This is a genomic window from Bacillus sp. UMB0728 (genome assembly GCF_002858875.1).
Classification (GTDB): Bacteria; Bacillota; Bacilli; order Bacillales; family Cytobacillaceae; genus Bacillus_AB; species Bacillus_AB infantis.
Map to the genome: position 1 here is coordinate 99536 of NZ_PKLA01000007.1, position 19251 is coordinate 118786.

General features: G+C 37.6%; 25 protein-coding genes and 3 pseudogenes. 25 read left to right on the forward strand and 3 right to left on the reverse strand.

Annotated features, from left to right (window positions below):
* Positions 1–269 precede the first annotated feature (269 nt).
* From CYJ37_RS23670 to CYJ37_RS27470, 9 genes are all read left to right on the forward strand, one after another.
* Positions 270–761 (forward strand): hypothetical protein, encoded by a 492-nt coding sequence (locus CYJ37_RS23670; RefSeq protein WP_142385307.1) that lies wholly within the window; start codon positions 270–272, stop codon positions 759–761.
* 501 nt (positions 762–1262) lie between these two features.
* A complete protein-coding gene (locus CYJ37_RS23675) occupies positions 1263–1619 on the forward strand; it encodes a hypothetical protein (RefSeq protein WP_101552340.1) in 357 nt (118 codons plus the stop codon).
* A gap of 2 nt (positions 1620–1621) precedes the next feature.
* Positions 1622–1906: a hypothetical protein gene (locus tag CYJ37_RS23680; protein WP_101552342.1), complete on the forward strand. Its 285-nt coding sequence runs from the start codon at positions 1622–1624 to the stop codon at positions 1904–1906.
* 98 nt (positions 1907–2004) lie between these two features.
* Positions 2005–2727 carry a helix-turn-helix transcriptional regulator gene (locus tag CYJ37_RS23685; protein WP_180827431.1) on the forward strand — a complete coding sequence of 241 codons (723 nt, stop codon included), beginning with the start codon at positions 2005–2007 and terminating at the stop codon, positions 2725–2727.
* 167 nt (positions 2728–2894) lie between these two features.
* Positions 2895–3263 (forward strand): hypothetical protein, encoded by a 369-nt coding sequence (locus CYJ37_RS23690; protein WP_101552347.1) that lies wholly within the window; start codon positions 2895–2897, stop codon positions 3261–3263.
* Between the two features lie 125 nt (positions 3264–3388).
* A complete protein-coding gene (locus tag CYJ37_RS23695; RefSeq protein ID WP_101552349.1) occupies positions 3389–3637 on the forward strand; it encodes a hypothetical protein in 249 nt (82 codons plus the stop codon).
* 12 nt (positions 3638–3649) lie between these two features.
* On the forward strand, positions 3650–3952 hold the full coding sequence (locus CYJ37_RS23700) for a hypothetical protein (protein ID WP_101552351.1): 303 nt from the start codon (positions 3650–3652) through the stop codon (positions 3950–3952).
* A gap of 37 nt (positions 3953–3989) precedes the next feature.
* Entirely contained in the window at positions 3990–4355 is a 366-nt protein-coding gene (locus CYJ37_RS23705) for a hypothetical protein (protein ID WP_101552353.1), read from the forward strand.
* A 77-nt stretch (positions 4356–4432) separates the two neighbouring features.
* Positions 4433–4588, forward strand: coding sequence for a hypothetical protein (locus CYJ37_RS27470; protein WP_180827432.1), 156 nt, complete (start codon positions 4433–4435; stop codon positions 4586–4588).
* Between the two features lie 252 nt (positions 4589–4840).
* Here the strand turns inward: CYJ37_RS27470 and CYJ37_RS27475 are convergent, their stop codons facing one another.
* A complete protein-coding gene (locus CYJ37_RS27475) occupies positions 4841–5056 on the reverse strand; it encodes a DUF5348 domain-containing protein (RefSeq protein ID WP_257964300.1) in 216 nt (71 codons plus the stop codon).
* Positions 5057–5424: 368 nt separating this feature from the next.
* Here CYJ37_RS27475 and CYJ37_RS23710 point away from each other — a divergent pair, with 368 nt between their 5' ends.
* The 3 genes and pseudogenes from CYJ37_RS23710 to istB all read left to right on the forward strand — a co-directional run bounded on the left by CYJ37_RS23710 (position 5425) and on the right by istB (position 8567).
* A complete protein-coding gene (locus CYJ37_RS23710) occupies positions 5425–5769 on the forward strand; it encodes a hypothetical protein (protein ID WP_101552355.1) in 345 nt (114 codons plus the stop codon).
* Positions 5770–6276: 507 nt separating this feature from the next.
* On the forward strand, positions 6277–7815 hold the full coding sequence (istA, locus tag CYJ37_RS23715; protein WP_101552357.1) for an IS21 family transposase: 1539 nt from the start codon (positions 6277–6279) through the stop codon (positions 7813–7815).
* Positions 7812–8567, forward strand: a pseudogene (gene istB / locus CYJ37_RS23720) (IS21-like element helper ATPase IstB). Before istA ends, istB begins: the two are co-directional and overlap by 4 nt.
* Before the next feature lie 217 nt (positions 8568–8784).
* Here istB and CYJ37_RS23725 read toward each other — a convergent pair.
* Positions 8785–9681, reverse strand: coding sequence for an IS3 family transposase (locus CYJ37_RS23725; RefSeq protein ID WP_257964301.1), 897 nt, complete (start codon positions 9679–9681; stop codon positions 8785–8787).
* An 11-nt stretch (positions 9682–9692) separates the two neighbouring features.
* On the reverse strand, positions 9693–10001 hold the full coding sequence (locus CYJ37_RS23730) for a transposase (protein WP_180827434.1): 309 nt from the start codon (positions 9999–10001) through the stop codon (positions 9693–9695).
* A gap of 514 nt (positions 10002–10515) precedes the next feature.
* On the opposite strand from CYJ37_RS23730, the gene CYJ37_RS23735 reads away from it, so the two are divergent.
* The 13 genes and pseudogenes from CYJ37_RS23735 to CYJ37_RS23795 all read left to right on the forward strand — a co-directional run bounded on the left by CYJ37_RS23735 (position 10516) and on the right by CYJ37_RS23795 (position 19237).
* The gene (locus CYJ37_RS23735) at positions 10516–10722 is read left to right on the forward strand and encodes a DUF1657 domain-containing protein (RefSeq protein WP_009336488.1); all 207 of its coding nucleotides are present in this window, start codon (positions 10516–10518) and stop codon (positions 10720–10722) included.
* 82 nt (positions 10723–10804) lie between these two features.
* Positions 10805–11278, forward strand: coding sequence for a YhcN/YlaJ family sporulation lipoprotein (locus CYJ37_RS23740; protein WP_009336487.1), 474 nt, complete (start codon positions 10805–10807; stop codon positions 11276–11278).
* A gap of 17 nt (positions 11279–11295) precedes the next feature.
* Positions 11296–11775 carry a stage V sporulation protein AC gene (gene spoVAC / locus CYJ37_RS23745; protein ID WP_009336486.1) on the forward strand — a complete coding sequence of 160 codons (480 nt, stop codon included), beginning with the start codon at positions 11296–11298 and terminating at the stop codon, positions 11773–11775.
* Positions 11775–12794, forward strand: coding sequence for a stage V sporulation protein AD (spoVAD, locus tag CYJ37_RS23750; protein ID WP_061794311.1), 1020 nt, complete (start codon positions 11775–11777; stop codon positions 12792–12794). The genes spoVAC and spoVAD overlap by 1 nt, the downstream gene beginning before the upstream one ends.
* On the forward strand, positions 12791–13141 hold the full coding sequence (gene spoVAE, locus CYJ37_RS23755) for a stage V sporulation protein AE (RefSeq protein ID WP_098797242.1): 351 nt from the start codon (positions 12791–12793) through the stop codon (positions 13139–13141). Before spoVAD ends, spoVAE begins: the two co-directional genes overlap by 4 nt.
* An 11-nt stretch (positions 13142–13152) precedes the next feature.
* On the forward strand, positions 13153–13359 hold the full coding sequence (locus CYJ37_RS23760; RefSeq protein ID WP_101552363.1) for a DUF1657 domain-containing protein: 207 nt from the start codon (positions 13153–13155) through the stop codon (positions 13357–13359).
* A gap of 29 nt (positions 13360–13388) precedes the next feature.
* The gene (locus CYJ37_RS23765) at positions 13389–14249 is read left to right on the forward strand and encodes a DUF421 domain-containing protein (RefSeq protein WP_101552365.1); all 861 of its coding nucleotides are present in this window, start codon (positions 13389–13391) and stop codon (positions 14247–14249) included.
* A gap of 115 nt (positions 14250–14364) precedes the next feature.
* Positions 14365–15037, forward strand: a pseudogene (locus CYJ37_RS27855) (DUF421 domain-containing protein).
* 352 nt (positions 15038–15389) lie between these two features.
* Positions 15390–16883, forward strand: coding sequence for a phospholipase D-like domain-containing protein (locus tag CYJ37_RS23775; protein WP_101552367.1), 1494 nt, complete (start codon positions 15390–15392; stop codon positions 16881–16883).
* Positions 16884–17115: 232 nt separating this feature from the next.
* Positions 17116–17688 carry a CBO0543 family protein gene (locus tag CYJ37_RS23780; protein WP_101552369.1) on the forward strand — a complete coding sequence of 191 codons (573 nt, stop codon included), beginning with the start codon at positions 17116–17118 and terminating at the stop codon, positions 17686–17688.
* A gap of 23 nt (positions 17689–17711) precedes the next feature.
* A complete protein-coding gene (locus CYJ37_RS23785; RefSeq protein ID WP_101552371.1) occupies positions 17712–18395 on the forward strand; it encodes a DUF421 domain-containing protein in 684 nt (227 codons plus the stop codon).
* A 180-nt stretch (positions 18396–18575) separates the two neighbouring features.
* Positions 18576–18740, forward strand: a pseudogene (locus tag CYJ37_RS23790) (ATP-binding protein); the annotation flags it as partial.
* Between the two features lie 296 nt (positions 18741–19036).
* The gene (locus tag CYJ37_RS23795) at positions 19037–19237 is read left to right on the forward strand and encodes a helix-turn-helix domain-containing protein (RefSeq protein WP_101552374.1); all 201 of its coding nucleotides are present in this window, start codon (positions 19037–19039) and stop codon (positions 19235–19237) included.
* The last annotated feature ends 14 nt before the right edge of the window (positions 19238–19251 follow it).

Genomic DNA, 19251 nt, shown 5'->3' on the forward strand with positions numbered 1-19251 from the left:
TTTTCTCCCTTATACTACAAGCTTAGATTGTCGCTCTCACACCATTAAGGCATATATAGGGTTCTCATTTATAAAAACCTTGGTGGTGAGAAATAATAATTATGCAGGCAATACTCCATAGATATGGGTGGCATGCCCTGGAAAAAAATGATAAGATTATGATTAGAATAAGTTGTAATCCATTTAGGAAGGACCTAATGGAACCAAGGGGAAAGTCCCTTTGTTTCATTAGGTCCTTTTTCAATTTCATCTTAGAAAAGGAGGTACCTATGATGAATAACAGTACGATTAAGAATTGTGGGTTGGATAATGAAGGAGTGACTGAATGTTTAATCGAGAAGTTTGAAGCAGCTATGGAGAGAAAGGGGGATAGTCATCTAAAGCAAATTGTGAAGGAAGGGAGTCTTTATAAGCTCCAGGCGTTATTTACGCTGGAAGCTCAGCTTATATTCTTGCTCAGCCGGTGCAGTAGTCCCTTCACAGAATTCCAGTTGCATCTTACCCGTTATATCAGTGAAAGTCTTTCTCGCGATCTTGAATTTCTATTCACCCAGGAGCGGGACCAACTGGATAACCCGCTCTGGCCATATAAATACCAAAAGCATCTGCACCTCATTAGAGAAACGTATCATATCCTGGGTGAAGCACAACTATTGGGTGTGGGAGACTTTACAGAAGAATTGGCCAATATTGAAATGGCTATTAATCCGGAAGAAATAGCATTTAAAAGGGTAGGTGCATGTTTAATAAACAATTACTAAATGGGGGGAATCTAAGAATATCTTGCTCCATAGGGGACCTCGTTAGAGTAATTGCTACTTAGAGGTAGCCCAGATCTCCCTTTCTCCCACTTGTATTTGCCGGAATAACTTTTCTTGTTCAATTCGAGGGTCTTATCGACCCTTACCAACACGGTTTTATGTTATTTGGCCCGATTGCCTTGCAGCATGCTTATCCCAAATCTTGGCCCGTTGCGCGCGACAAACTCTCACCCAACCTTTCGATAAAATAAATTCGAAGAATTCAATGCTTCGAGAAATGAAATGAATCCGAAACATTGAATTATTTGATAAATTCGGATTTACAAAATGGTCGGAAGAATAAATGGGTCCGAAAACATAAAGAAAAAAAAAGGCTAGTAAGGAAAAAACAAGTAGGGGAGGGCTGGGTTACATCTACAAGCATGGAATATTCCTCTATCGAGGTCTTTGATGGAGCAATGTAACCTAAAATAACGTCCTAGATAATAAGGAGGCCTTTATATGTCCAACGTTTCTCTATTAGAAAGGGTAAAGAAATTAGAAAGTGCTCTACATGAAATTTCGGCCCTTAAGTACTCAAGTTTTGCTGAGATACCCATTCTGTTTGATCAAGCACAAAGCCTGGCTGCCAAAGCCTTATCTGAAAGCGAAGGTTCCTTTTTTGTACTTAAGCAGTTCGAGGGCCGCGGCCCTCTTTATAAGGTGGAAATTAGCAAAACCACATTAGAAGTACTATCTGCAGAGGAGATTAATGAAATTCCTGCTGCATGGTCCGCTGAGGATTTTTATAGTTTGCTTGCTGAAGGAAAAAGGCTGGATATCAAAAAACTTATAAAACAAAGGGGAAAGGAAGTATAACAATGGATTTTTTCGAGGCCATGGAAACGATGAGAAAAGGAATACCGGTAGAAAGCCTGGTTTCATATACTACTTATGAAATGTCTAAGGAAGGCCTGCTTGCCGAAGGGATACTAGTTCCTTTTGAACATCTTACTGTCGAAGAAGCGAATGGAGAATGGAGAAAAGTGACCATTATACAAACATTAGAGGCATTAAGGAATCTAAGCGACGACCAGGTGCAGCAGTTATTAAAAGAGTCTGTTATACACTATAAATTCAGAGTGACTCGCAAGGAAAAAATTTAAAAAACGAATAATTCACCGTATTCTTCTGTGTTAAAATTATTGGCTAAGCAATGTATTTATATTAATAGATGTATGAAAGATCTGGTAAGGAGGCCGCGATGTTAAATAAATTAGAAACAGCAGGACTTAGCCAAAGACAGTTAATTACATTATTTATATTAAAACACCTACTTGAAGGACCGAATAACCCCAAAACGCTATATCAATCAATGTCAGAAACCCTACACCATAAAAGTCATAGTTTTAGTTACTTTTATAAAGTGGCCAACCATTTAGCTGCCAATGGGGATCTTGTTGCCTCAAAAGAAGGTAACATTACTTATTACCGTATAACCGGCCAAGGGAGAGACCTCTACTCATGGTTTCAGCAAAACTTTAAGGAGCAAGTAAGTGAAGTAAAAAAAGTAATTGATCGTTTTGTCTTCGAGCTTACCCGGAATGGAACTAATCCTCCAGTCGAGAAACAATTATCTGAAGAGCATCGTCTCTATTTTTCAAAATTGGTTTCCGTGAAAGACTTATGCCGATATGTCGCCTTAAAAATGGCTCTTAAGCGTGAAAGCATCCATATAGCAGGCGTGGATCAGTATTCTAAGATGAAATTCGGCTGGAGCGGGAGTGAGGGATATCTATACGATTTGGCCAAAGAAATGGAGAAGGAAGGAATCCTAACTGGCCGCTGGGAGAGTGAAGCCAGAACAATCAGACACCTACGAATTACAGAGCAAGGGAAAGACTTTTTTAAAACCATTGAAGGATCTGCAGCTGAGAGAGTTAAACAGGTCCAACATTATTTGTCCACGATCTTAAACTTCATGTAAGGCTTATCCAGGTAACAATGCTTTCACTTAAAGGAAGACCGATTTATTTTGTATCGCTTTCTTTTTAAGTATTCTTTATATCGCTGTTTACGTATAGATTGTTGCTAATGAAGGATAACTCATATAAATTACCACTTTATATGTAAAAGAATGGAGTTGATATTCCTGTGAACATTTCAAATGAACGACTATCAAAAATGAGTAATCGAGAAATCATAACAATCGCTGAATTTACCTTATGTTATCAGTTGTTAATGATAAGGAGAATCCCTCAATATATTCAAATGATAGAACCAAGTGAACATTATGAAATAGAAGTAAAAAAATATGCACAAATTCTTGTCGATTTAGGGGACAATGCTTATTCAATGCATGGTAGAATATCGACAAATGATTTGAATGGTTTAATAAATGAAATTTCTTGTATGGCAGACTTTATATTAGATATTTCTGACGACATATTCCTAATAGACCAACTTAATGCCAGAGATACAATCAGATTCTATAAAGAAAGCGACCTAATAAAAGTGAATTAAATTTATGCACATTCTTATCATTTCCACAGTTAAATAATAACCGCGTTTTATATTTATTGATAAATTTGCCAAATTCTACAGATATAATATGATTAAACAAACAGATACCTTAAGGAGGAGCATTTATGACTAAACCAGACTTTAGGGGTTTACATCAACTCGATACAGCTATTTTACTACAAAAACTGATCATTCTAAATGGCATGGTAAACTACGGTACAGATGCAGAAAGAAAAAAAGCACTAAAAGAATTACCAGGCCTAGAAGCAGTTATAAAAGAATCACTGAACACCGCAGCTTTTAACCAGGCAAAATATGAACTAAACATCACAGATCAAGACCTGGCCTATACAGAACCACTACAATCTTTATAAAGAGGAGAAGTTATGGAATCCTCAATTATTTCTAAAGAAAACTTTGAAGTTCATATTGATATAAACCAGAAACAAATTCATTTATATGACCAAGGCAATAAAAACCGTAATCATCATAAATTAAAAAAGGTTATGACGGATATTGCAGAGCTTAGGAACATAAACAAGAACCTCTATAACTGGATTTATTATGGACAAGGAAAAGCCTTCGCCATTAGCCAGGTAATATACACACCCATGTCTTCATGTGATCCAAGGCTTTACCCGCTGTTTAGAGGCAGAATGTTTGTGGCAGCTCCTTTCCGTAACCTGTAAAGTCAAATGCTTAGTTCGGTAAAAAGGAGAGGTTATTTTGGATAAAGTAAAAGACTTTGAAGAAGTCGAACTAATGACGAAAGAAGAAGCCATATATGAGATCAAAGAATTCTTTAAAGGTAATAAAAAGTTTGTTGAACACGCCATTTTTCTGATTTATTCTACTCACCATTTTGAAAAAATAAATAAGTTGCAGCTTATTAATGACAATTGGAATTGGGACAAGTTATTAAGTATTACGATAGATACACAAACATGTTTTAAGCAGTTTAGTTATCGGAAAGGTAACAAAAAATATGCTCCTAGTGCAGAACGAGAAGGAAATAGAACTTCAGATATTGACGGTTATATTCTTACTATATATTACAGGGATAATCAAAAAACAGAAGAATTTACATTCTGAACGCTGATTTTTGATAAAACATTACCAAAATAAAGTCCAATAGATAAAAAATGCTCACTAGAAGGAGGAATTGAAATATGAAACTAAAATATGAGGACTTAAAAGGGAATCAACAGTCTATGGACATACAAAGCATTGATTTCCTTCATCGAAAGGATACTGCTCTAGTTATTGTTAGTTCAAGTGAGTCTTATGAGATAGGCATAAATAGGATTATTCAAGTAAAAGGCTAATGAGCTATACGAAAACAAAGCGCAGTAGACATATTTAGCGTAACCGGAGGCTTTATGGATAGCGAAAAAATAACCTGGTGCATTGTCGGATCAAATAAAAGACCGTGTGCTAATTGCAGGAAAGAAACCTATAATGTCAGTCTTTCTTTTGAGTGCCCTATGTGTTCGGAGGCATGTGATAACTTACAATACCTAGAATATGAAGATGCTTTGAAGAGGGATTTTTAATGATAACTTAAGACAAATGTACGTTTAAAACGAGAAAATGTAAGCCTTTCTCGCAATTAGACCTTCCATTTTTAAGTTAGGAAATCCCACTAGGTAATAATCTTTATGATTGTGGTGGACAGTGGTTTTAATCCACTGCTTATGGTCGAGTTTGAATTCAATATAGTCTCCAGTAGTAAAGTAGTCGCCATTTGGCAAGGCGTATCGACCTTGATGATTTTTTCTAGTGCACCAACCAATAAAAACAGCTCCTTATTTTGTACTTATATTAAAAATCTTGAACAAATATAGACTTTTTTAAACTTCTTACATAGCGCGAAAATATCCTAATGAATAACCCAATAGTTAGTAAACGGTATTGAAATAACTTGTGGATGATTCATAAGGGTATAAATAAAAAGACTCAAATTGCAAAGGAGCTATAAATATGGCCAGTGCAAGAAAAATATTAATTGAAATCGGGTATGAGGAAGAGCTGTTAGACACTATGACTGATGAAGCCTGTGAAGCAGAATTGCAAGAAATCTATAATCAGTAATTTTATTTCGGAAAATGCAGTTCCATAGACAGACTATGTACATTAATTAAATATAGGAGAATACTAAAGTATGGATAAATTACAAGCATTGATCTCACAAAATGATTGGGTGTTACAATGCTGGGATGACCGGTATAGCAGAGGAATTTGGGCTATTATAGCACCTCATACAAACCATGTGTATGAAATCCGAGAAATTACGGATGGTAGAGATATTGAGAGTATGGAGATAGGTGAGTACTTCCATAATGAAGGTTCATGGCTTCCAGTTGTCATTGGTGAAAATCTAGCCGAAGTCTTAATAAAACTTAATGAAAAAGTTACTAGCTACGCTGAAAATAATTTATGGAAAAATAAAGTATATGATGCTTTTCAGAGAATTATCGAGGTTAATGACGGGAATTATGGATTGTAAATTGCAATAGACAATCAAGATGAAGATCTTATAAATTCCCCATTTGATTAAAAATCGTGTCGGAATACATGCTCAATAGACACAGAATGCTTATTAAACACCAAATATTATTTAAAAAGCGGAAGGACCGCAAGTAGGGATTGTACCTTATTTGTGTCCTTTTTTCATTTTGAGGAGGAATTAGAATGATACTTGACGCAATAATAGAAACAATTGACTTGATTGTAACCTTTTTTACAACCAGGAGAAAAAAGAAAAAGTAATGCACGGATCACTTAACTGTAGAGAGCTTTTGAGAAATTCCCAACTAATCAATAAGCCAAAGAATATTATCACTCAACCGGTGAATATTGCAAAGCGAATGAGCCACTTGTGCGTAGAATAAAGCCATTGATTGCAAATATAGAGCCACTGTTTGCGTAGTACGAGGCCAATCAGTAAATTCCTCTAGTATACTTAGGGAGCATGCCTGCAGGCATGACACTCAAGTAGAAGGAGGATTTTTTTGTGATCAATTATCGTAAGATTCTGGTTATGGGGGTGGACGGCATTAGCCAAAGAACCATTAGCTCCAGCACGGGTCACTCACGAAACACGGTCGCTGAAGTTTTACAGCGTGCCAATCAAAAAGGGATAAAGAATTTAGAGGAGGCCATGAATAATGAATGGCTTGAGACTTACCTATTTCCTGAGAAGCAAGCGGTTGAAAAGGGCTATTGCCCAGTTGACTTCGAGTGGGTGCACAAAGAACTTCAAAAGAAGAATGTCACACTCACTCTCCTGCATCACGAATATGCAAGCATTTCCAGAGAAGGGGGAAAAGTCCCCTATGCATATCGTACATTCGCTGAAAAGTATGGGAAATATGCGAAGAAGCACAAACTGACCATGCCCATCCGGAGGAAGCCGGGTGAGATCTTAGAGGTTGACTGGGCAGGTTCCACTCTGAAAATTACGGATAATGTGACTGGGGAAGTTATACCTGCATATGTATTTATCGCCACTTTGCCATACAGTCAGTTAAGCTACGTTGAGGCCTTTCTGGATATGAAGTCATCTTCCTGGCTTCAGGCACATATTCATGCATTCGAATATTTTGGCGGTGTTACAGAAGTGATTGTACCAGATAACTTAAAGACAGGTGTTACTACCGCCCGGCGGGGATACCCTTTAATTAATGAAGCGTACCGGGAACTCGCCGATTATTATCGCACGGTCGTTGTGCCCAGCAGAGTACGTAAACCCAAGGATAAACCAAGTGTTGAGGGGACGGTTGGGTACATTTCCAGGCAGATCATAGCCTCCTTGCGAAACTATCAATGCTTTCACCTTGAGGATCTGAACGCCCGTATCTTTGAAAAACTAGAAGAGATAAATACCACTGACTTTCAAAAAAGGGAGGGAAACAGACGAAATGTGTTTGAAGAAGAAGAGAAGAGCCACCTTCATCCTCTTCCCCCAACACGGTTCAAGATGACGGAATGGGCAACTGCAAAAGTGCAGCCGAACTATCACGTGCAAGTGGATTACAAGTTCTATTCCGTTCCCTATGAATACGTCCGCGAGAATGTCGATGTCCGAATGACAGCGGATTTAATTGAATTGTACTTTAAAGAAGTGCGGATTGCATCCCATCCTCGCAAAAAGAAAGCAGATGATCGCTATTCTACAAATCCGGACCATATGCCGGATAATCACAGGCTGTATCTCGACCACAATCCCGAAAACAATCGGAAATGGGCAAGAGACATCGGGCAGAATATGGAGTGCCTGGTCGAACATATTATGAATGCGAATGCCGAAAAGATGGCTTTAAATATACTGAGCACATTGAGGAACATTGCTTCTAGAAGAACAAGTGCCGAACTGGAAGAAGCAGCTAAGACTCTATTGGAGATTTCCTCGAATCCAACAGTTGCCGTTTATAAAAGCATCCTGGAGAGGCAGAAGAAAAAACAGAAGAACAAAGAAAGAATTCATGAGACTCAGACGGAGGACTACGGGTTTGTAAGAGGCGCTGAATATTTTGGGAGGAATGGCCAATGATCAACGAAGAGACATTAAGGAAATTGACGGAGATGAAGATGAGCGGGATGGCGGAACTTTATCAAATGCAGAATGAAAACAAGGACTTTCATGGCATGGATTTTGACGACCGCTTCAACCTTTTGATTGATCATGAGTATGACCGTAGAAAATCCAATAAGCTTGAACGACTAATCAAACAGGCAACTTTTGAAGACCCTACCGCAGCCATAGAACTAATTGAATATCACCCTGACCGTAAGCTGGACAAGCAGCTAATACTGGAACTCGCCTCCGGCAACTACATCCAACGGCACCACAACATCATACTGATGGGCGCATCCGGCAATGGGAAGACCTGGCTATCTAACGCCTTCGGCATACAGGCTTGTCCTCAATTCCACAAAGTGAAGTATATTCGGTTACCTGAACTACTGGACGAACTGGCAGTCGCGAAATATGAAGCGGACGGAAGTTTTCGAAAGTTGATTCAGAAATACAGAACGATTGATTTATTGATATTGGACGAATGGCTTCTGACGGAGCTTTCTCAAGACCAGGTGCTCCACCTCTTGGAGATTGTGGAAGCGAGACTGAAGAGAACGTCAACTATCTTCTGTTAACAGTTTGCCCCCGAAGGGTGGCATTCCAAGCTTGGGCAGGCACAAGTGGCTGATGCAATACTGGACCGGATAGTGCATGATTCCTACAAGATTCTTATTGATGGGAATATGTCCATGCGCGAACGGCACAGTTTAGTGGCCACACGTTAATTAAGTAACAAGAGAGCTGCTGGTTAATATAGGTCAGCGGCTCTCTAATATGCATTCATTGGCCACATAATCCGCAAATAGTGGCTCAAAATGGAGTTCTGTCAATAAAGTAGACACTTTTATGCCTGGTAGTGGCGTACTTTTTTCTTCCGCACTCCGTTTTCACTTCGCTTGGAGGCCTATGCTTGAAGGAACCATCTGAGAGGCAATGCTTCCTTCAAGCATAGGACAATGTGTCTTCTTTGGCGTCTTGATATTGTGCCTCTTTATACGCCTTTTCATATTCAATCGGGGTGGCGTAACCGAGAGTGGAGTGCAATCTTTTGTGATTATAAAAGTGAATATAAAACTGGATAGCTCCAATGGCTTCTGCTTTCGTCTTAAATACAAACTTGTACAAATACTCTTTCTTGAGTGAGGCAAAAAATGACTCTACACAAGCATTATCATAAGGAGTGGCTTTTCGGCTCATACTGATGGAGGCTTTGGCCCCTTCCAAGGCTTCAATATACTTTTTGGAACAGTACTGGCTACCACGGTCAGAATGGTGGATCCACCCCTTGGAGGGGTGGCGGAGTTCGAGTGCTTTCTTTAAAGCTTTTAATGGCAGTTTGACGTCTATACAATCATTAATGGCATAGCTAATAACCCGGCGGGAAAACAGGTCTAAAACTGGATTGAGATATAGAAATCCTTCGCCGGTATGGATATAAGTAATATCGGTTGCCCAGACACGATTAGGTTTTTCTGGCTTAAACTCCCGGTTCAGCTCATTCTTGAATACACGCTGCTGATGATCCGAATCAGTGGTTTGAGTATATTTGATTGGCGGTGTGGCATATAAATCCAGATCTCTCATTCGGTTTGACACTGTTTTAAGAGAAACTGTCATGCCATCCTTGGTGACAAGTTTCCGGTGGATTCTCGGGCTTCCATACGTCCCCAGGTTGTCGTGGAAATGAAACAGGATTCTTTCGTCCAGATGCCGTCTCTGCTTTTGCCTTTCAGTTTCCTCCTGGCTTTGTCTTCTTTCCCAAGCATAATAACCAGAGGTGGATACACCTAGTACTTCGCACATCTTCACGATGGTATGTTCATTTTTATGTTCATATATGAAGGCAAACCTTAGTTCTTTTCTTGCGTGAAGATGTGCATCGCCTTTTTTAGAATCGCATTCTCCTCTTCCAGCTCCAGCTTTCTCGCTTTTTCGGCTTCATACATTTCTTTGTATTCAGAAGCGGTCAAATACTGGTTTTGTTTTTCTTTCTCAGCCGCCTGCTGTTTTTTACGGAAAGCGCTGGTCCATTTCTGAAGAGTGTGATAAGGAATATCAAGTTCTCTGCTTACATCCACGACCTTACGACCGTCTAAAACGATTAGTTTGGTCACATATTCTCTAAACTCTGGTGCATACTTTTTCTGGTTCACTGCCATGTTTATACACGCCCTTTTTATTGTTGTATACGATTTAAACATGACGCCAGTACCTATGTCCACTTTTTATACTAACCTCCAAAAACTCCGCACAAGTGGCTTTTCGTTTCGCAATACTCAACAAATGCATGCGTTTATCTTTGTTATTACATTTTCAATGTTAAATACCCATAAATAGGATGATTAAGAGGGAGAAACTCTTAAAACTTTGGGATAATATCCGAAAAATGGGAAAAATATTAGTCCTTTCAGGAAATACAATCATCTTATTTTATAAAGGTAAGGGTGTAAAAGAAATTGAAGTTGAGAAAAGAAAAAATGAAAAGTTATAAGAGCTATTGCTGTCAACGAGAAATAGAAGAACTGATGGGGATATGGAAAAGGGGTTATTATCGAAAAAATGGAGCTATACGTCAAAAATAATTTAGATTTAAATTTCCCAAAAATCATTGAATAAAAAAATTTTCCATAAAGCAAAATAAAAGAGTAAAAAAAATTCAAGGAGGAAATTATCATGACAGTAATAAATGACGTTAAAACAGCTCTAGCAGGATTGAAAAGTGCTCAAGCAAGTTTTGAAACATTTGCTCTTGGTACAGATAATCAACAAGCTAAGCAACTTTACCAAGATGCAGCTAAGCAAACCCAATCCGTTGTAGACAGCATTGAACCACGTGTTCAACAAATCGAACAAGAAGAACCTCAATACAAACAACAGTAATTAGTAAGGCGAAAAAAGGTTGGCCTCTTAACCAACCTTTTTTCAGCTGTTCAAATAATGAAAAAAAATGGAGGTGATTTTTTTGAAAGATAAAATAACCACATTGAAAAACCTACTTTTTATTATAATGGTCATTGGTTTCGCATCAGGATGTAATGGTAATCAAAATGAATTTATTCAAGGTAATAGTACTTTTGGTATTTCACAAGTACATACAAGTAAGCCAATTGATCAATCCGTTGCCAATCATGCGAAAGAAAAGATAATTGCCAAGGAAGATATTACAGACGTAAAAGCTGTGAATACTGATAAAGAGCTTATGGCAGCGATTAAAGTTGAGAATTTTGATCGATTTCGATTAAAGAGTATCGAGAAGTCAGTAAAATCCGACTTAGAAAAAAAATATCCCGACTATAAAGTTTTTGTTTCGACTGATAAAAAAATATTCTGGGAGCTTGAAAAGGTCGAGCAAAGACTGAAAAAAAACGATATGAATAAGAAGAACTTAAAAAATGATTTGAACAAACTGAAAAGTCTTATGAAGGAACAAACCTAAAGAGGAAGGATCGAGTTATGTCTAACAATCAAAAGAAACAACTTACTCCTGTGCAACAGGAATATCAAAAATTGCAAAAACAACGAGAGATCAAAAGACCGGTTGTTAAAAATTGTATTAAGGCCTTTTTAACCGGTGGACTTATTTGTTTGATTGGTCAGCTTATTTCAGACTTTTACATTTATTATTTCGATTTTACTGAGCAAACGGCCGGAAATCCGACGGTGGGTACGTTAATTTTTATTACAATGCTTCTTACTGGTTTTGGCGTATATGATCGAATGGCCCAATTTGGTGGGGCTGGAACAGCTGTACCTGTAACAGGTTTTGGCAATGCGGTTATATCGCCTGCCATTGAGCATCGAACCGAAGGATTTGTACTGGGCGTAGGTGGCAACATGTTTAAATTAGCGGGGGCGGTTATTTTATTTGGTGTTTTTTCTGCTTTTGTCATTGCCTTAATTAAAACCACTTTAATCCAGTGGGGTGGTTTATAATGCTAGCAGGTCATCGTACATGGATCTTCGAACAAAAGCCTGTCATTATCTCCACTGGAACCGTTGGTGGACCATTTGAAGCCAATGGTGCTATCCCAGATGATTTCGATACTCTTCATGCTGATTTATGGCTTGGGCAGGATTCCTATGAGAAAGCACATAAAATCCTTTTTGAAGAGGCTTGCCAAAAAGCCATGGAAAAAGGGGGCATACAAAAGGATCAAGTTCAATTTATCCTAGCTGGGGACTTAATCAATCAAATCACCCCAACAAGTTTCGCTAGCAGAACGATTGGAGCGCCTTATTTTGGCTTATTCGGTGCTTGCTCTACCTCGATGGAAGGACTGGCTCTAGGTGCTTATATTGTAAATACAAAAGGAGCGAAATATTTGTTAACAGGAGCTTCCAGTCATGATACAGCTGTTGAAAAACAATTTCGGTATCCAACTGAGTATGGTGGACAAAAGCCACCTACGGCACAATGGACGGTTACTGGTGCAGGTGCAGCCCTATTAAGTGATTCTGGGGAAGGACCTCATGTCACATCTGCCACAATTGGTCGTGTAATCGATATGGGATTGACAGATCCATTTAACATGGGAGGAGCTATGGCGCCAGCTGCGGTTGATACCATTGAAGCCCATTTAAAGGAACGAAATGTTGAGCCATCTTATTACGATTTAATTGTAACCGGTGACCTTGGCCAAATCGGACAGGAAGTGTCCATGGATCTATTTAAAAAGCATGGAACTCCTATTAGTGAAGAACAATACCAAGATTGTGGCCTTATGATTTATCGGGAAGGACAACCCGTTCTTGCAGGAGCAAGCGGTGCAGGCTGTTCAGCAACGGTAGTTTATGGGCATTTATTAAACCGCATGAAAAAAGGTGAATTTAAACGAATGTTAGTTGTGGCTACAGGTGCTTTGCTTTCACCGTTGTCCTTTCAGCAAAATGAAACAATTCCTTGTATCGCCCATGCAGTGTCAATTGAATACGGAGGTGAACAATTAACATGATCTATTTTTGGGCTTTTGTCGTAGGCGGTTTAATTTGTATCATTGGGCAAATTATGTTTGATGTATTTAAATTGACACCAGGTCATACCTTAAGTGCTCTTGTAGTGATTGGGGCGCTTTTAGATGGATTTGGACTATACGAGCCTTTGATTGATTTTGCTGGGGCAGGGGCTACCGTTCCGATTACAAGTTTTGGGAATTCGCTTGTTCATGGTGCGATGCAGGAAGCAGAAAAACATGGGTTAGTTGGTGTACTGACAGGAATGTTTGAAGTAACTAGTTCTGGTATTTCAGCTGCCATTGTTTTCGGCATGATAGGAGCTTTAATTTTTAAGCCAAAAGGATAAGGAGAATTAGGATGACAGTAGGATCAGATGTTAAACAGTGTTTTGCCAGTCTAAAAGGGGTAGAAGCAAGTCTCTCAAGTTTAGCATTACGGACTCTTGATGATGAATCGAAGCGAACTTTGCATGAGGCTATGATGGTAGTACACGAAGTAACAAAAGATTTAACAAAAAGAGTAGGAGAACTAGAAGGAGAGGAACTTCAGTACAAAGGTTTCTAGAAAAACTATATTTACAGGGGGTGTAAGCAGTGCCTGAATGGTTAGATATAGCTGTACGCTCAGCATTATTTGTTGCTGTTTTATTTTTCATTACAAAATTGTTAGGGAAAAAGCAAATTTCAGAACTATCTTTCTTTGAATATGTCACCGGTATGTCTATTGGAAATATTGGTGCAGAAGTAGCTATGGGACTTGAACGGAACATTTTTCACGGAATTATTGGAATTGTCATTTTTGCGGCTATTCCCTTTTTCACTGGTTTAATTTCATTAAAAAGTAAACGTTTTCGCAATTTTATAGAAGGAAAAGCAACTGTATTTATCAAAGATGGGAAGATTATGGAAGATAATTTAAAAAAGGAAAGATATACGACAGATGAACTGTTAGAGCTACTTCGCAGGAAGGATGTCTTTCAAGTCTCTGATGTAGAATTTGCTGTTTTAGAGGCAACAGGTGATTTATCTGTGATGCTAAAGAAAGAAAATCAACCTTTAACAGCAAAGGATATAAACTTGAAGGTTGCTTCAATCAAGGAGCCTCAGACCATTATTATGGATGGTGCAATAATGGATGAACCACTAGCCACGATTGGACGAAGTCGGGCTTGGCTACATACTGAATTAGAAAAACTAGGGGTAACGATTGAAAATGTATTTCTTGGTCAGGTTAATTCTTACGGAGAGTTAACGATTGATCTGTTTGACGATAAATTACAAGTCGCACCCCCTCAAGAAAGACCCTTAATTCTTTCAACCTTGAAAAAATGTCAAGCAGACTTAGAACTATTTGCTCTTGGAACGGAATCAAAAGAGGCCAAACAAATGTATAGGTTAAACAGTGAAAAATTACAAGAAGCCATTGATAAAGTGACCCCTATTTTAAAAGGATAAGGATTTAGCTTAGATTCATACATGACGAAAAAAAGATACCATTTTTAATTGGAAAAAGTTTAAAAACCTTAGTCCAATTTCGGACTAAGGTGAATTTTTTTACGAGGCGTTAGAAGTGTCTATTTTTTTAGTTAAAGTTATTTTTATCTACATTGTGTTTATTGTAGCAGTAAAAATTTTAGGGAAATCAGCTCTAGCCCAACTTACCCCTCATGATTTTGGAGCGATTCTTTTTTTATCTTATTTAGCTTTTGGTTCTATTAAAGTAACGGAGTGATGGAGGGGATTATTGGAATCATTGTAATAACATGAATTCATCTATTTATATTAAAGTTAAGTTTATTAAATAAGTTAAACCCTTTTATTATCGGAAAACCGACTATTCTAATTAAACACGGGAAAATTATCTATCGAAATTTAAAGGAAAGTAGATATCCTTTACCTGAGCTGTTGTCTAATTTAAGAACATCAGGATATCCGGATATTCACGATATTGAATATGCGATTTTGGAAGCAACAGGTGAAATTAGCATTTTTCCAAGAAAAGAATTAGTTCCTATTACTCCAAAAGATTTACATATGAAAGTGGAATACCGCGGATTACCCATAGCCGTTGTCATTGAAGGGAAAGTGCAAAAGCGTAATTTAAAATTAATCAACAAAAATGAAAAGTGGTTAAAGGAAGAACTAAAGGCAAAGGGATATCTTCAAATCAAAGATATTTTTATGCTGCTGTTAGAGATACCGAACATTCATTAACCATTAACAAAAAAGATGTTAACGACTAATTTTAAGACGATTTCCTCCCAATATAAATTAATGTTTTCTCTTATTTACTCCTTATTGCATTTACCACTTTCATTTTCCAAATTTAAAAAAAATTATACCTATATTTAGGAATTTACCAGATGGTAATTTTCAAAATCACTAAGTCTCTAGTTAGGACAGTGCCCAGATCATTACTCCTTTCTTGATGTCAGAACTTTCCCAACCTTAATTCTCTTTTTTTCGTTCTTAATATCTTATACAAGTTCTTATAAAGGTAGTCCATAATATATAACAGACAATCCCTTCATATTCCATACGTATACTGGTTACATAGTTTGTACATATTAAGAGAAACAGAAGGAGGGATTCCAGTTGGAGTGGATTTTTTATCTATACCTGTTAAATACGTTCTTTATCTTATTCATAGCAATTTGGGAAGTTCGTCGGCCTGCCAAGGCTTTGAATTGGATAATAATCGTCCTTTTTTTACCTGTCATTGGTTTCTGGCTATATCTTAGCATATCAAACCCTAAGTTTATTCATCGAAAAAGATTGACCTGTTCTAAAAATGAATCTAACAAATTACCTGAGACATTCGGTGCTTCAGCATCGGTAATTGCCAATGCTTTACGGCATTTCACTGTGAATGGGCTTCGAATGGGCCAAGTCCAAGTGTTTAACAATGGGATAGCAAAATATGATCAACTCCTTGTATCCCTGCAAAAAGCCCAAGAAACCATTGATCTGGAATATTTCATCTATCGGAACGACCAAATTGGTAATCGAATCACAGAACTGCTAATCGAAAAAGCATTAAATGGAGTGCAGGTTTGTTTTATGAGAGATAGCTTGGGGAGTTATAAATTCCCGCGTGAAAAAATCCGGCAGATGGTTGAAGCAGGGATAGAATGCAGGACAATATTTCCTCTGCGATTTCCCTGGATTTTGTCCAATTGGAATTATCGGGATCATTGTAAGATTGTGACGATTGACAGAAAGGAATCCTTTACTGGCGGTATGAACGTTGGGTATGAATATACAGGATTAAAGCCAGACGTAGGATTTTGGAGGGACACTCATTTGCAAATTATAGGGGAAGCAACAGGCGACTTGCAGACTGTTTTTGATGTTCATTGGGAAATCGCTGTGCCGGAAAGAATAAAATCAAAAACAAATTTGAAAACAAAATCAGAGGTAACGAAAATCAATTCAATCGGCAGAGCAGATCATTCCAAATGGTCAGCCGAATTGGGATCAGAGTTGAGCACCCTTGATGATAAAGAAATGGACATATCCGGAAAAACTAGGACATTGCATAAAGCGTATATCCATACGTTGGAAGGAAACCCTGGAATTCCTACCCCAGTCATTCGGCAAGCTTACTTTATAGGTATAACACAGGCGATCAAGACTATTGATTTAACAACACCCTATTTTGTACCAGAAACGGATATTATCATGGCATTAAAGACAGCAGTAACTCGTGGTGTCCGTGTAAGATTGCTGGTTCCTCGCCAGAATAATCAAAAAATCGTGGGTCTTGCAAGCCGTACTTATTACGGAGAACTTATAGAAGCTGGAGTTCAAATCTACCAGTACGACAAAGGAATGATACATGCGAAGGTGTTGATTATCGATGAGGAGATTGCAGAAGTAGGCTCAGCAAACTATGATATGAGAAGTTTTCGCCTGAATTATGAGGTGTGTCAAGTCGTGTACAGTGCTGATGTGGCAAGGGAACTCACAGAGCAGTTCGAGAGGGATCTTACTGATTCTGTACCATTAAGAATTGAAGACTTGTTGCAACGATCCCTGACCGAGCGCATTGTTGAACAGGGTGCTCGCGTGCTTTCTCCATTATTATAAGTTGATGTATCCTGTTTTTATTGTTCTATGTTAAATCTAGATTTAAAAAATTTCATTGTTTTTAAAATATTTCTGATTCATTTGAAAAGAGTCGAAAACCCGTGTTAGAAGAACTTTCAATATGGTTTTTTTTACGATGGAAATTCATTACTAAAAAACGGTAATACTAAACAGGCTGCTCAAAGTGTTTGAATTCAAAAATATCTGTTACTTTTTAATTTAAATATAAGGGATGATATCAATAGATAATATATTTGATAAGGAAATACGTTTATTAGAGGATAAACTGTACCTTTTAGAATTAAATAATTGGCTAAAGAATGAATTTTTAACTTGGGAATGGTGGATATTAGTTGGTTTTTTAGTTGTACCTTGGATTATATGGTCTAAACTCGTTAAACGAGACATTATTTTAGAAATTTTGTTGTTTGGTACCATAATTATCATAACAACAACCTTATTAGATGTAGTTGGTGCACAATACAGTTTTTGGGATTACCCCATTGCATTCCTACCTTTTATTCCCAGGGCCTTTCCTTTTGATTTTTCAATGGTACCTGTAGCTTACATGTTGTTATATCAATATTTTAGAACATGGAAATCTTTTATTTTAGCCCAGATCATTATGGCACTAACATATGCCTATATAGGTGAACCCTTTTGCGAGTGGGTCAAACTTGTTAATTATTTAGAGTCGAGATACAGATATTCATTCATATATTACATCATTGTTGGAATTGTAACTCGAGCTTTAATACTAAAACTAGCCTCTTTATCTAAACCTCAAGATCTTACAACTAAGTAAAATTTAAATTGGAGGAAAAAACTTTGGAAGAAGTTAATATTGGTTTACTGACGATCAAAGTCATCGTTGGTTTTGCAACTTTATTTTTTATCATTATCATAACAGGCAGAACATCCATCTATCAGTTAACCCCGTTTCACTTAGTTTTTGTGTTAGTACTTGGAGATTTTTTAGGAAATAACATTTATGAAGATAAGGTAGGGATTTTTCATTTTTTATATGCCATCGGATTGTGGACGTTTCTTATGTTGGGAATAGAGTTTATGACTCTAAAAAATAAATCGACACGTTCTCTCTTATTAGGCAATCCTAACATCATCATTCGAGATGGTGTTATGGACAGAAAGTTACTTACAAAGAACAAATTGGATGTAAATCAAGTATTGAGTATACTCCGTCAAAATAATGTCTTTTCAGTTCGCGAAGTCAAATACGGTATATTGGAAGCTAATGGGCAAATAAGTTTATTATTAAAATCCAAGTATCAAAAACCAGACAAGCAAGATCTCAATCTTCCAGAAAGTCCAGTAGACCTCCCAACATCGTTAATTATAGATGGGGAAATTTTATGGGATAATTTACATGAACTCGGATTTGATCAACAGTGGTTAGATAACCAATTAACTACCAATGGATATGATAATGTAAAGCGTATACTTTACGCAGATTGGCGAGAGAGTGAAGGCATACATGTAAGTCCTAAATAAAATTTGTTAGGATAAGAGCACATCAATTTTCTTGGTGAATATAAACTTTAGTCTTCAACAATCAGGCGCTTTAATGAAGTAACTAAAGCCTAATTTTTCACTTATAACACCGAGAAATTAGACTTTTTATATTTTGGTTTCCTTAACGTTGTAAATCCGCATTTTCCTGACGCTACCCCAACTATCTTCTGTTCACAGTTTGCCCCCGAAGGGTGGCATTCCAAACTTGGGCAGGCACAAGTGGCTGATGCAATACTGGACCGGATAGTGCATGATTCCTACAAGATTCTTATTGATGGGAATATGTCCATGCGCGAACGGCACAGTTTAGTAGCCACACGTTAATTAAGTAACAAGAGAGCCATTGGTTAATATAGGTCAGCGGCTCTCTAATATGCATTCATTGGCCACATAATCCGCAAATAGTGGCTCAAAACTCCGCACGAGTGGCTGTTTCGTTTCGCAATACTCAACCGGAATGGGTATTGCTGTAAAATCACCCAATAAATCCTTTTATTTTGTCTTTTAACATGCTAAAATTAATGTTATAAACCAAATATTATTTAAAAAAGCGGAAGGACCGCAAGTAGGGATCATACCTTATTTGCGTCCTTCTTTTTTTACTTTAAGGAGGAACCAAAATGAATATAGTATCAAAAGAATCATTCCAAATGCTAAGAGAAGCTAGGAAGTCTAAACATCTGCTATTAATTGAAGTAGGAAAGGCGTGCGGTCTGAATCCGACCACCGTTGCTAGGCTAGAATCTGGAACGAACTCTAATCCAGAACATTTCCAGAAAGTAAGTCGATTTTTAAATGTGAACCCGATCACTTCTCTATAAAGGAGCAGCTATCA